The following is a 14,436-nucleotide window of genomic DNA, read 5'->3' on the forward strand; positions in this document are numbered from 1 at the left end:
GGATTGCCACCCCCCTTTTTTGGGGTTGCGGTCCTGGCCCTTGGATTACAGGTTGAGGCTTTTTGGTTTTTGGCTTGTGTTCTTGGTGTTTGGTGGTTTGAGAACTGGATAGTGGACGCGAGTAAGAATAGTGAGACTGTTTTTTGGTTTTGCTTGTTTTTACTTTTATCAATTTCAACCGGCTCCATTTTGGTGGAGTCGCTTGATCGTTTTGTGATCGTTTAGTGTGATGATTTATTGTCTAGAGAGTTAAGCGATAGGCTTTTTACTGGTGTATCACTGGTAAGGGCGTATGGTGGATGCCTTGGTAGACAGGACCGATGAAGGACGTGACGGGCTGCGATATGCCTCGGGGAGCTGCCGAGTGGGCTTTGATCCGAGGATTTCCGAATGGGGAGACCCGGCCACTGTTATGGGTGGTCACCACAGTTTTTGTGGGGGGTACGCAGGGAAGTGAAACATCTCAGTACCTGCAGGAAAGGATACTCCGTGAGTAGTGGCGAGCGAAAGCGGATCAGGCTAAACCGAGTACGTGTGATAACCGTCAGGTGTTGCGTATTCGGGGTCGTGGGATTGACTGTTCAGCCTCTGACGGGGTTGAGAAGAGTGATAAAATGTCGTGTTATGTGAATGGGATTGAATTCCCAGCCGTAGAGGGTGATGGCCCCGTAGCAGGTTGCGCGATGTCTTTTTATGTTTATTCCCAAGTAGCGCGGGCCTCGTGGAATCCCGCGTGAATCTGCCCAGACCGTTGGGTAAGCCTAAGTATTCCTGTCTGACCGATAGTGTACTAGTACCGTGAGGGAAAGGTGAAAAGCACCCCGGGAGGGGAGTGAAATAGTTCCTGAAACCGTGCGCTTACAATCCGTCGGAGCCTTCTTTGTGGGGTGACGGCGTGCCTATCGAAAAATGAGTCTGCGAGTCAGTGGTATGTGGCGAGGCTAACCCGGGTGGGGGAGCCGTAGCGAAAGCGAGTTTTAAAAGGCGTTTTAGTCGCATGTCCTGGACCCGAAGCGGGATGATCTAGCCCTGAGCAGGTTGAAGCGCGGGTAAGACCGTGTGGAGGACCGAACCCACCTAGGTTGAAAACTGGGGGGATGACTTGGGGTTAGGGGTGAAAGGCCAATCAAATTCCGTGATAGCTGGTTCTCTCCGAAATGCATTTAGGTGCAGCGTCATGTTATTGCTTGCAGGGGGTAGAGCTACTGGATGCTTGCGGGCCCATACCGGGTACTAATAGCAGCCAAACTCCGAATACCTGTTAGGTTTATCATGGCAGTGAGTCGGCGGGGGATAAGCTCCGTCGTCAAAAGGGAAACAGCCCTGATCGTCGTCTAAGGTCCCGAAGCGCGTGCTAAGTGGGAAAGGATGTGGAGTCGCATAGACAGCCAGGAGGTTGGCTCAGAAGCAGCCATCCTTGAAAGAGTGCGTAACAGCTCACTGGTCTAGTGGTTCCGCGCCGACAATGTAGCGGGGCTTAAGCACGCCACCGAAGACGCGGCTGCATGATTTAGTTCATGTGGGGTAGGAGAGCGTCCTGTATGGGGTGAAGCGGCAGTGTGAACTTGTCGTGGACTATACGGGAGTGAGAATGCAGACATGAGTAGCGAGAGACAGGTGTGAATCCTGTCCGCTGAATGACTAAGGGTTCCGGGGCCACGTTCGTCGTCCCCGGGTGAGTCGAGTCCTAAGGCGAGGCCGACAGGCGTAGTCGAATGGATGAACGGGTTGATATTCCCGTACCGGTGTTACACCGTTCGAACTGAATCTGAGAGTACTAACCTTCGTTATTCTGGTTGATTATCTTTCGGGGTTTTCTTCTGGTTTAGTGTTGGGAGCGTATCGGTAGTAGGTTAGCGTGGGAGTGACGCGGGTAGGTAGCCGGCTGCGGAGGTGGTTTTCCGTGGCTAAGCGTGTGGGCTGTCTCCTAGGTAAATCCGGGGGATGTTTAAGCTGAGGCGTGATGGGTAGGCTGTAAGGCTGATTCCGGTGATCCTGCTTGCCGAGAAAAGCTTCAACGTGAGGTGTGATTCCGCTCGTACCCTAAACCGACACTGGTGGTCTGGTAGAGTATACCAAAGCGATCGGGCGAATCCTGGCCAAGGAACTCGGCAAATTACTCCCGTGCCTTCGGCATAAGGGAGACCCCTGATGGTGATATGGTTTCACATTGTTGAGCTGTTGGGGGTGGCACAAGCTAGGGGGTAGCGACTGTTTACCAAAAACACAGGAGCGTGCGAAGGCGTAAGCCGCTGTATACGCTCTGACGCCTGCCCGGTGCCGGAAGGTTAAGAGGATCCGTTAGCTTCGGTGAAGCGGTGAATTTAAGCCCCGGTAAACGGCGGTGGTAACTATAACCATCCTAAGGTAGCGAAATTCCTTGTCGGGTAAGTTCCGACCTGCACGAATGGCGTAACGACTTCCCCACTGTCTCGGCCAGGAGCCCGGCGAAATTGCAGTACGAGTAAAGATGCTCGTTAAGCGCAGAAGGACGAAAAGACCCCGGGACCTTTACTATACCTTGGTATTGTCGTTAGGTGTGGATCGTGTAGCATAGGCGGGAGGCTGTGAAGCGTGGGCGCTAGCTTGCGTGGAGTCGATCAGTGAAATACCGCTCTTTCCATATCTGGCGTCTAACCTCGACACGTTATCCGTGTTAGGGACAGTGCCTGGCGGGTAGTTTAACTGGGGCGGTTGCCTCCTAAAGAGTAACGGAGGCGCTCAATGGTCCGCTCAGCCCGGTTGGCAATCGGGTGTTGAGTGTAATCGCACAAGCGGGCTTGACTGTGAGACTGACGGGTCGAGCAGGGACGAAAGTCGGAGATAGTGATCCGGTGCCGGCGTACGGACGTGGCATCGCTCAACGGATAAAAGGTACCCCGGGGATAACAGGCTGATCATTCCCAAGAGTCCATATCGACGGGATGGTTTGGCACCTCGATGTCGGCTCGTCGCATCCTGGGGCTGGAGCAGGTCCCAAGGGTTCGGCTGTTCGCCGATTAAAGCGGCACGCGAGCTGGGTTCAGAACGTCGTGAGACAGTTTGGTCTCTATCCTCTGCGCTCGTTGGAATGTTGAGGAGACCTGCCCATAGTACGAGAGGACCTGGGTGGACGAACCTCTGGTATGCCGGTCGTCACGCCAGTGGCGCTGCCGGTTAGCTACGTTTGGAAGGGATAACCGCTGAAAGCATCTAAGCGGGAAGCCTGCTCCAAGATTAGCATTCCTTGCACTTTGTGTGTGAGCCCCCATGTAGAACACGTGGTTGATAGGCTGGATGTGGAAGCCCTGTAAGGGGTGGAGCTGACCAGTACTAATGGGCGATTGTGATACTACTTGTATTGCTTATCGTTTAATTCTCTTAGATAGTATGGAGTGTTAGACGGTCATTTTATGGTTAAGTTGTTGATTTTGATGATTGTTTTTCTGTTGCTCGCGTTCATGTCCGGTTCCCAAACCGCCAATTTGCCGCTCGTTTAAAGCGAGTGTATAATCTAGTTTTGCGGTGGTCATGGCTCAGGTGAGACGCCCGGTCCCATTCCGAACCCGGAAGCTAAGGCCTGACACGGTGAGGGTACTGCACTCGATAGGGTGTGGGAGACTAGCACGCTGCCGCATTATTCTTTCTAGCGGGGAACTTGATTGTTCCCCGCTTTTTTATTATTTAAGTTTAGGTTATCGTCGAACACGTTCATATTCTTGTAGTGCGATTGTACCAAAACATGTTAGTGTAAAGAATCTTGTTAGCGTAAAGAGTAGTGTGTAAGTGTAGCTTTAACACAATTAGACGGAAGTATGTATGAAAAAGGCTCTTATTAACATTGATTATACGAATGATTTCGTTGCAAGTGATGGCTCGCTTACAGTAGGAGAGCCTGCACAAAAGCTCGAGAAGCGAATTACAGAGATATCGCAAGAATTTCTAGACGCTGGAGAATTCGTTGTTTTTGCAATCGATACGCATCATCTAAACGATCCGTATCATCCTGAAACTAAGCTTTTCCCACCTCACAATATTGCTGGAACACACGGTCAGAAACTGTATGGCATGCTTGGCAATTTTTATGAGGCAAATAAAGATAAAAGCAACGTTTATTACATTCATAAGACGCGCTACTCGTCGTTCAATGGCACTGATTTGCTGATTAAGCTTCGCGAACGTCATATTGAGGAGCTGTATTTGGTAGGCGTTTGCACAGATATTTGCGTGCTTCACACGGCTGTCGATGCGTATAATCTTGGATTCAAGATTGTGGTTCACAAAGATGCAGTCGCAAGCTTTGATCCTCAAGGTCACGAGTGGGCTTTGCGCCACTTTAAGACTTGTCTTAATGCAGATATTGTAGAAGGCTAAGATCTTTAGCTAAAAATATAAATAATTATTAAATAATCAATTATTAAATAATCGACGCTGGTTGCTTTGAGCTGCCAGCGTTTTTGTTTAATCGGAGTGTCGACTTGACTATTAATGAGAATCATTATTATTATTGATAGACGTTGTAAAGATGTCTTCGAGTAGTTATGTGTAAAAGAAGAGTACACATTGCGAAATAGAGAAGATGAAGTGTAGAGAGCGAAATAGTAATTATGACTCAGGTCATTAAGAATATGGTAAAACGCGCGTTTGCAATGTGTGGCGTTGTGGTGCTTGCGTTTGCGGTGCTGGTATCGGGGTTCAGTGCTGCAAATCCTGCGTATGCGGATGAAGAACAAACTATCTATAAGTATGATGCAAGTGCAAAAGATGTGCTGGCAAACGGTCATATGGACATCTTCTATCCATTTATGCATAATGGCAAGCTCATAATGGGTTTTGAAGCCAACTCTATGCTATACAAGCCTGAAAATGTAACAATGAAGGTTGGTCAATCATCATACAGTACGCAAGATTTTGATAATTACAAAAACAAGTTACCATTCGATGCTTCACAAGGTTATTGGCTTTTAGACGAATCTGGTAATAAACAAGATAAAGAGCTATTCCCAGGGTGGGATACTTCCATTACTTCTAAAGCAGTTGGATCGGAAAATCCAGATGGCGCATCAGCAGATATTGTTATACAAAAAGTAACAGCTCCTAAAGGTGCAAAAGTATTAATATGGCAGTCTGCAAAAAATAAGGATAAAGAATCCATAGCAAAATCATTTGAATATCAAGATAAAGATGATGAAAAAGAGGAAGGCAGCCGATTCGAGCTTCCAGGAGTGATTCATCAATCTCAAGTTACACATCAACATACAAACTGGGTATTCACTCAGCCTGGAACTTATACATTAGAAGCGTACGCTGTTATTAAAAATAAGACGACGAAAGAAACTAAAACCACTAATACTGCCAAATATACTTTTATTGTTGAAGCAAGCCATAATCATACCGTGTCATCTGAGTCTGTTGTTAAAGAACGCGGAAAAGCGGAAATTCCAGTTTTGGATGCAAACACTAAAGACGATAATCCTTCTGAAAACTCTGACTGTGCTGATGGCAATCTGTGCATACTAGGGATTCGCAATACAGGTAGCCACCCACATTATCATTCCTATGAGCCAGGCGGTGGATTGAATCTTTACACGTATCGTGAAGGATTCAAAAAAGATATTGAAGATGGAAAAATAAGGCGACCATCATACGAATGGTGTATAAACAGGGCTGACGAACAAGAAAACACGTTTGCATCATGCTTCTTAGGTGAAAGGCTAAAGCTGCCAGCAGAACCTGCGATGAACGGAATGAAAGTTCGCGTGATTCTAACAGGTGAAGGAATCGGAGCTTTCGATAGAGATAGAGCTTTCGGAACAATAGTCGTAGAAGATCATGGCGCTGACGGACGCCCAGTAGTACAAGCATACGGAAAGTCCAAAGTCAATTTAGGAGAAAAAGTTCATCTAAAAGCTAAACTGTTCTCCCCACGAGTTCCTACTGTAAAAGGTGAAGCGTCTGATCCAGAAGAGCCAGCTACATCCATAGTAAAAAAATACAAGTGGATGATTAAAAAAGATGGCGAAAAAGAGTTTAAAAATATTGAAGGTTCTGCCGATGGAAGCACATGCGAATTAACAATTGATGAAAGCATGCAGGATGCTGTCGTTCGCGCTTATCTTGTGCTAGACGACGGAACGTTATATAGGAACGCAGGTTTCGATGATTTTTGCGATTGGAATGTCAATATAAAGAATTTAGACAAAAAAGATCATGCGCAACCTGAAAACTCAAAAGATTCTAAGAATAAGAAGAACAACAAGAATAAAAACAACAATAAAACAAAGAATAAGAAGAATAAGAAAAATAAGAAGAATCGTAAAAAGAATAAGAACCATAAGTCTAATGGAAACGATGAATCTGATAGTCAGAATGAGATAGAAGACGGCAATCAGAACGAAGAATCCAATAACACAGGTGAATCAAAGGAAAAGAATAACAACAAGGAATCAGAGTCAGATAATAAAGATTCTAAGAAGAACAAAAAGAAAAACGATAAGGATAAAGATAAAAAGAAGAATAAGAATAAGTCAGATGAAAGCGAAGATGATTCCAATTCGTCTGAGTCTTCCAATTCGCATAACTCTTCCGAATCGTCAGACTCTGACAATAACAGTTTTAAGCAATCCGCAACCACTCCGTTAGTTGCAAGAGCTAATACTAATAATGTATTTACAAATGCTAGTGGAAGCTTCACAAAATCTTCTTCTAAAGGATTAGGCGGATTGTCAAATGGTATTTCTTCCTCAAAACATTCTAAGAAGATGAAAAAAGTGAAACTGCTTAGTAAAAAAAGCAAAAAGTCAAATAAGACTAAAGCTGCTTCATACAATTCTGATGATGAAAACATTGAGGATTCAGAAGTACTAGAAGATTCAGAAGAAGAACAAGAAGCAAAAAGTCACAAAACAAAATGGGTAGCTGCTGCTGTAGGAACTGCAAGCGTGAGCTTATGTGCTGTAACAGGAGCTGGGGCTTTCTTGATGAGACCACGTATGAAGTTGTTGTAGAAGGAGAAGAAAAATGACTAAAAACAAGCACTATATAGCAACGGCAATAATAGCATCAATATGCACAGCAATTATGCTACTAGCTACGGCTCTACTCCCATCTCCATTTATGGGGTCCGCCAAAGCTGCAACAAGCAACCAGCCAGTTATGATTCAGGCAGGTCACGCAGATTTTGGACCAACACTTTCTGGCGGAAATTGGAAAATACAAATTCGCGATGATACTGGCGACGAACCAGTATGGAGAGACCCAGAAAACGTAGTATTCAAACTTGGCAACAGCTCAATAGTTCCTATGCCAAACGATGCAACGTACAACTTTATCGGCGAAAAACCAGGAACAAAGCTTTATGTGATTCCACAAACACAAAACTCTAATGTGGTATGGCTCGGATGGAACACGCAGGAAGGTGGAGTGCTTAACGAGCTAGATCGCGGAGCAAACCTTTCGCTTGATGGCGTTAGCGGACCTGGAAAACTGCACGTTTACCTTGAAAATGGCAATAATGCTCCACAGCAATTATGGGATAGTACTAAAGGATATCCACAAAACAGTTGGATTGAAGCGAACGCGCACACTCACGTAAATTGGGTATTCTCGAAGCCTGGAATTTACCATGTAAAGCTCACTTTTTCTGGAAAACTAAAGAATGGTCGCGCTGTAAGTGACACTCGTGTGCTTAATTTTGCAGTGGGAGAAAAAACAGATCCACAAGCTGCGTTATCTGGAGCAGCAGGAGCAGCATCTTCAGGCGCGCACTCTCAGTCTGGCTCATCGAATGCAAACGAAGGAAACGACGGAGAAAATAACGAAGAGTCTGACGCAGACAACAATGATGAGAATGCGGAAGGAAGCGAATCGAGCAATGCTTCCGCCAGAAAGCATAAGAAAGCTAGTAGCGCTGACGATACAGTAGCGATAGCGCAAATTGTGATGATTGTATTTGTAATTCTAACAATCGTAATTATTGCGTTTATTGTATTTGCTGTAATTAAAAGCAAGAAGGCAAAGCAGCAGGCGATTAGCCAACATGGCGCGAATCAGCAAGTTTCGCCAATGGCTCCTATGCAGCAACCAACGCAACCGCAAATGGTGGCTCCAGTGCAGCAAATGCAACCGCAGTACGTACAACAGCCTGTACAACAACAGCAGTATGGAGTTCCGCAGCAACCAGTGTATGCTCAGTCTAATGTGCCAGTGCAGCCAGTTGCTCCAGCACAGACTTATGCTCAGCCATATTCGCAGCAGTACGTTCAGCCTCAAGCGAATCAGACTTATGCGAATCCAAATCCTCAGTATGTTGAAAATCAAAGTTCACTAAGTGACTTAGTGAATCCTACAGAAGAAACAACGATCTTACCGAACACAGATTTTAATAATTTAGGACAAAACAATGCGTAATAAATCAACCTTAATCTGCTTTAGACTACTAAGCGCGATTTTAAGCGCAATAATATCTTTTGGATTCTTGGCATCGATGTGCTGCTGCAATTGCGGCAGTGCGTATGCGAGTGAAGCGCAAAAAAATGGGCTTTCTGCTACAGAAAGTGATAATAGTAGCGACGAGGATAAAGATCCTGACGAGAATGTATATTCGGATGATTCAAGTAGTTATGATTCTTCCAATATGCCTAAAACTGATCAGAATCCTGCAAAAGATCCAAAAAAGAGCGATAATCCTAATAAAACCAGTAATGAAGAAGCTTGCAAGGCCGCTGTTGTAGCTAAAGATTCCAGTAAGCCAAAGGATTCAGACACACGATACGAAAAGTGTAAGGTGTACAAGGGTCATACTGATGGCATTGCTGTGTATATGGATAAAAGCAGGCATCTTGTGTTGGGAACGCAAGGAGATTATTTCCCAGGCGTACCCCAAAACGGTGTTAGGTACAATTCTGATCGCATAGAATTTATGCTTGGAAGCAACACAAAATTAAGAAAATCTGATTTTGCTAAAGAATTAAGTTTTCTTTCTAAAGATAATAGTAGCGAGTATGTTTGGGCTTTGCCTCAAGGACAGGAAGATAACAAGTTGTGGTTGGGTTTTACAACACAAACATTGCCTCGTAAAACTGTTTCCGCTGTAAAGTTTCACTTAAAGTCTGCGACTATTCCAGAAGGCGGAGCAGTGTATGTTTATGAGAATGATTCTCACGGTAAGGTAATACCTGTTTTAGGATCGCCTAATACTGATTTTCCTCATAAGTTTTATAGAAACGACAATACGCATTTGCATGTTAATTGGGTGTTTACCAAACCAGGTGAATATGGTCTGTGCATAGAAGTAACAGTTAAAACAAAAGACGGGAAAATCCTTAAAGATTCGCAAGGATACACGTTTAATGTGGATATGCAAGGTGATGCTACTGGTGAATATTTTCGTATAGAAGATAAAGATCCTGATAACGATAGCGAATTAAATAAACACGAAAATCAGAATACAAACGAAAGTGACGAAGACGGTAACGATAGTGATAATGAAGATGAAGAATCTGAAGACAACGAAGATGAAGATGGTGAAGATTCTTCCACTTCGATTGTCATAAACGGAAACAACAACAGAGTTTACGTAACCCCATGGCCTGGTGCCAAGCCAAATGGCGGACTAGCTAACCAAAGTTCCGACGAGGAAGATGGCAATGGGAAAAGTGAAGGCGGTAACGGATCTGAAGGCGAATCTGGATCTGAAGCCGAATCTAAAGGCAAAAACAAAAAGCAAAAAACCGTCAAAAAATGCTCAAAATTTAAGGATTTACAAGGCGATAAGCTAGTTATTAAACATGGCCACGTTGATTTAGCAACCTATTCAACTGGTAACGGAATAGGATTTGCTGTACAAGAAGACGTGACTGGAAGCCACGTAAAGCGTGACCCGAGCAAAGTTGTGTTTTATGCTGGAAAATCAGCTAAAGACGGTAGCGTGTGGCGACTTCCACAAACGCAAAAAAATAGCGTACCGTGGGTTGGCTGGAGTAACCAGAATTTAAGCCCACACAAGCCGAGCAAGATCAGCCTTAAATCCGTAAAAGGACCAGGAAGTGTGCGAATTTGGTTGCAAGGCGGACTTGGTGTAAAAGCTAAAACACTCATGTCTAGCAGTGGAAACAGTACGTATACAATCCCAGCAAACACGCATATGCATTTAAACTGGGACTTCTCAAAGTCTGGATATTATACGATTACTTTTGCTGTAAGCGCAAATGGAAAAACAGTTACAAAAGACTTCCACTTTGCAATTGGTGTAGACCCAATGGAAAAGCCAATGAGCTGCTCTATGACAAAGGTTGATGATGAAGACGGAGATTCAGACGATAAGTCAAATGAAACTGATGAAAATGGTGATGACTCTGAGAATAACTCCGACGACGAAGACAAACAAAACAACAATAAAAATAACAAAGATAACAATAATAACAGCGACAATTCTGGCAATAATAGTGGCGTTACTCCATTAGCAGCTGCAGCTAGAGGAAACTCTGGTTCAGGAGCGTCATTCTTTGGTGGTGGAATTGTAGCATCGAAAAGCGCTAATCGAGGCAAAACTGGCAGGTCTGTAAGTCTTTCTGGCGGAATTGGAAATCATGCAAACAAAGGCATCCAATCAAAATACAATTCCAAACGAGTTAAAGGTCTAAGAAAAAGTTTGCAAAGCGGCGTTAAAAGCGAAGAGCCTAGAGGAATAGTAGGATTGTTCAAACACAAGCCAGTAGTTGCATACACGGCTTTAAGCCTTGGTATTACAGCAATTTCTGGAACTTGCGCAGCTGGATTGTTTATTCTACGCAAACGTGGACTAATACCTGCAGGAGGCTTATTTAGAGCACTTATGAATTTGAAATAAAGCGTAGAAAACGTTGGTAAAATTAATGAAAATCGTTGATTTACTAGGTAAAAAAAGTGTGAAGCGCGCGGTTTCTGCTGCTCTAGCAGTTTTAACCGCGCTGCCGCTGGGCGCGTGCGGTGCGCCTAACAACGCGCTTCGTGCAAATAGCGCGAATAACGCAAAATCTGGGAAAATTAACGTTGTAACAACAACGGGCGTTTTGCGAGACATGGTGGCGAATGTTGCAGGAGACGCAGCAAATGTAAGTGCGATTGTGCCAGATAACGCGGATCCGCATTCGTACGAGCCGCGTTTGCGTTCAATTCGAGATGTTGTGTACGCGGATGTAGCTTTTAGCAACTACATGATGCTGGAAGAGCACGGCGTAATTACAGCTTTGGACGCGAATTTGCGAAAAGGCGTGCCAAATGTGCAACTTGCAGAAGAAAGTGTGAAGCACGCTGCAGATATTATTCCGATGGTAGAAGACGTGTCTTTAGACACGATTTGGCTAGGTCTTGCTACAGAACGCATGGCTGCGCAACCGAGCGAGGAAGCGCATAGTGCGCAAGACGGTGCAAGCACAAATACGCAAAAGCGTGCGGAAGAATCGCCCTCGGCGGCGGCTGGTGAGTTAGCATCGCTAAACAATCTCAATAAAACAAAAACAAATTCACAGCATGCTAGCCAACTAGAAAAGTCAGGTCAATCTTTGCAATCAAATGCGCCTTCAACTGCAACAAAAGAAGGCCGCGCAACTGTAATAAAGCCGAACGCATACGACATGAAGCGCTCCGATAGAATACGCTTAACGGCAACGAAAGTAAGCGGACCAGGTGCGCTATTCGCATACTTGACTGGCACTTTTGGAAGCGTAGAAACATACTTTAACAGCGCAAACGGCATAAGCGCAGAAGACCACGTAGACTTGCCAGCAGACGCGCACACGCATTTAAGCTGGGCGTTTAGCAAGCCAGGCGAATACACGCTTGAATTGCACGCCGACATGCTAAACGCGCAAAACGAGGTAGTGTCTAGCCTTGGAAACACCAAAATGCGATTTGCTGTAGGCGTAAATGCCCAAAAAATAGCCAAAAAGCGTGGAGCTAGCGTAGTGCTGAACAAAGGTCATGCAGATTTAGCTTACGACTTAGCAAAACGTGGATTTGTGTACCGCGTAGATACTTTGCAAGAAAAACGCTTCACTACGCCAAAACGCGTGTATTATGCGCCTCGCGATGTGGTTGTAGAAGTTCCAACTAACGCGCTAAAAGAGATACCAGCCGAACAAGGATACAGGTTTTTGGGAGCTGCAAGGCAAAAGATTTATCAGCTGCCGCAAGCAGTTTTAGGAAAGCACGTTCACGGAGATATTGACCCGCATTTGTGGCAATCCGTAAAAAATGGCATAGCATACGTGCGCACAATCGCAGATCGCCTTTGCGAAGTGGACCCTAAAAATGCTCGTAAATATCGCGAAAATGCGGATCGATACATTAACAAGTTGTTAGACGTAGATGCGTATATGCGCAAAAAAGTGGCGTCAATACCAAAAGAGAAGCGCAATTTAGTTACAACGCACGACGCTTTTGCGTACTTAGGTAAAACTTACGGCGTGAATATTGCAGGATTTGTAACGATTAATCCTTCGAGCGAGCCGAGCGTGCAAGATAGGCGTAGATTGCAGCAGATTTTGCGCGATTTAGAGATTCCAGCTGTGTTTTTGGAGCCAAATTTAATATCGCGTTCGTCTGTGCTTAAAGAGCTTGCGGCGCAAGCACACGTAAAAGTGTGCCAGATTTATGGAGATGCTTTCGATTCTAAAGTGCGAACTTATGCGGATATGATGCGAGCGAACGCAGATTCTTTAGCGAAGTGCTTGAAGTGAGATTTATGTGAGATTGATGTTGGATTAAGTGAGATTTAAGCGATGAGGATTGACGAGGGAAATATGGATACAATTATGGACGCGAATACTGTTATAAGCGCGCAAAACTTAAGAGTAAGTTACGGCAGTCGCACTGTTGTAAAAGACGTTTCGTTTACGATTAAAAGCGGCGAATTTGTGGGACTTCTTGGTGCAAATGGAGCGGGTAAAACAACGCTTTTTCGTGCGATTATGGGGCTAATACCGCATTCTGGAAAGCTTGAAGTACACGCTAATAAAAGCGGTGAGTCTTCGATTAATACGCGAGTAAGTAACGTTGGATACGTGCCACAACGCCACGATATTGCGTGGGATTTCCCACTTTCCGTATTAGACGTAGTAATGATGGGCCGCATTCGTCACATTGGCTACGTGCGTCGCGCAAAAAAAGAAGACTACGAGATAGCGCTCGCTTCTCTTGAGCGCACAGGAATGGCGGATTTTAGAGATCGCACAATCGGAGAGCTTTCAGGAGGACAAAGGCAGCGCGTACTCGTTGCGCGCGCTCTCGCAGGACAGCCGCGATTGATGCTTTTAGACGAGCCATTTACAGGCTTAGATATGCCTACTCAAGAGCTACTCACGAGTCTTTTTTTGGACTTAGCAAAGTCGGGAGAAGCAATTTTGATGAGCTCGCACGACATAATCGGATCCATAAACTCGTGTTCTAGAATCATGCTTTTTGACGGAAGCATAGTAGGAGACGGCGTTCCAGAATCGTTAAACGCAAATCAATGGGTGCAAACTTTCCATGTGGATGCGCAAAATCCACTAATCAAAGCAGTAGAGCGCGTCATGGCGCATGAAAGTGTGGTAGAAAAATAATGCTATCTCCAATCGACTTTATACAAGACCTTACAAACCCAGACCTTTGGTTCTTACTAAAAGCGCTTATAGTAGCGTGCCTTTCTAGCGTAATATGCGGAGTTGTAGGATGCTACGTAGTGCTGCGCGGAATGGCGTTTATTGGAGATGCAGTAGCTCACTCCGTTTTTCCAGGACTCGCAATCGCATTTGTGTTGCAAGGAAACTTGCTATTTGGTGGCGCGCTAGCAGGAGTTGCAACCGCACTAATCGTATCAATCTTTAGCCAAAATCGAAGACTTCGCGAAGACTCATTTATCGGCGTATTTTTTGTGTCTGCATTTGCGCTCGGAATCGTAGTAATATCAAAAGCTTCAGGCTATGCGGGATCCCTGGAATCGTTCCTATTCGGCTCCATTACAGGAATCCCAGACTCCGACATTGCTGTAGTAGCAATAACAGGGCTAATAATCGTAACGCTTCTAATGATGTTCCACAAAGAGCTAGTATGCGTTTCAATGGATCGAGAAACAAGCCGCGCAATGGGATTGCCAGTAGCGTGGTTAGATGGAATGCTATACGTTTTAGTTGCGATTGCTGTAGTAGTATCTGTGCAAATAATCGGAAACGTGCTTGTTTTAGCGCTTTTGATCACGCCTGCAGCGACTGCGCGATTGCTCACCGACCGACTTGGAAAGATGATGATTTTAGCGCCTGCTATTGGGTGCGCTTCTTCGATTCTTGGAATGTACCTGTCTTGGAGTTTAGACACTGCCACTGGCGGAACAATCGTTTTGGTTGCGACTTTTATGTTTGTTCTAGCGTGGGTGTGCTCGCCTAAACACGGGTTGGTAGCGAGGATTGTGCCAAAACTGCGATCAGTCGTTGCGTAAAA

The 14,436-nt window shown here is 45.0% G+C and carries 7 protein-coding genes and 2 rRNA genes; all 9 read left to right on the plus strand.

Annotation, left to right across the window (positions count from 1 at the left end; translation table 11 throughout):
• The first annotated feature begins 272 nt into the window (after window positions 1–272).
• The 9 genes from GAVG_RS00825 (at window position 273) to GAVG_RS00865 (ending at window position 14,434) form a co-directional block, all read left to right on the plus strand.
• Window positions 273–3,335, plus strand: a 23S ribosomal RNA gene (locus GAVG_RS00825).
• A 165-nt stretch (window positions 3,336–3,500) separates the two neighbouring features.
• Window positions 3,501–3,617 (plus strand): 5S ribosomal RNA (rrf, locus tag GAVG_RS00830).
• 181 nt (window positions 3,618–3,798) lie between these two features.
• Window positions 3,799–4,353 (plus strand): cysteine hydrolase family protein, encoded by a 555-nt coding sequence (locus tag GAVG_RS00835; protein WP_009993984.1) that lies wholly within the window; start codon window positions 3,799–3,801, stop codon window positions 4,351–4,353.
• 233 nt (window positions 4,354–4,586) lie between these two features.
• On the plus strand, window positions 4,587–6,986 hold the full coding sequence (locus GAVG_RS00840; protein WP_009993983.1) for a choice-of-anchor M domain-containing protein: 2,400 nt from the start codon (window positions 4,587–4,589) through the stop codon (window positions 6,984–6,986).
• Between the two features lie 13 nt (window positions 6,987–6,999).
• Window positions 7,000–8,388, plus strand: coding sequence for a choice-of-anchor M domain-containing protein (locus GAVG_RS00845; protein WP_004113720.1), 1,389 nt, complete (start codon window positions 7,000–7,002; stop codon window positions 8,386–8,388).
• The gene (locus GAVG_RS00850; RefSeq protein WP_009993981.1) at window positions 8,381–10,828 is read left to right on the plus strand and encodes a choice-of-anchor M domain-containing protein; all 2,448 of its coding nucleotides are present in this window, start codon (window positions 8,381–8,383) and stop codon (window positions 10,826–10,828) included. Before GAVG_RS00845 ends, GAVG_RS00850 begins: the two co-directional genes overlap by 8 nt.
• Before the next feature lie 25 nt (window positions 10,829–10,853).
• Window positions 10,854–12,698, plus strand: coding sequence for an anchored repeat ABC transporter, substrate-binding protein (locus GAVG_RS00855; RefSeq protein WP_009993979.1), 1,845 nt, complete (start codon window positions 10,854–10,856; stop codon window positions 12,696–12,698).
• A 42-nt stretch (window positions 12,699–12,740) separates the two neighbouring features.
• Entirely contained in the window at window positions 12,741–13,562 is an 822-nt protein-coding gene (locus tag GAVG_RS00860; protein ID WP_013399434.1) for an anchored repeat-type ABC transporter ATP-binding subunit, read from the plus strand.
• A complete protein-coding gene (locus GAVG_RS00865; protein WP_004115980.1) occupies window positions 13,562–14,434 on the plus strand; it encodes an anchored repeat-type ABC transporter permease subunit in 873 nt (290 codons plus the stop codon). Before GAVG_RS00860 ends, GAVG_RS00865 begins: the two co-directional genes overlap by 1 nt.
• Window positions 14,435–14,436 lie beyond the last annotated feature (2 nt).

Source organism: Gardnerella vaginalis ATCC 14018 = JCM 11026 (assembly GCF_001042655.1).
Taxonomy (GTDB): Bacteria; Actinomycetota; Actinomycetes; order Actinomycetales; family Bifidobacteriaceae; genus Bifidobacterium; species Bifidobacterium vaginale.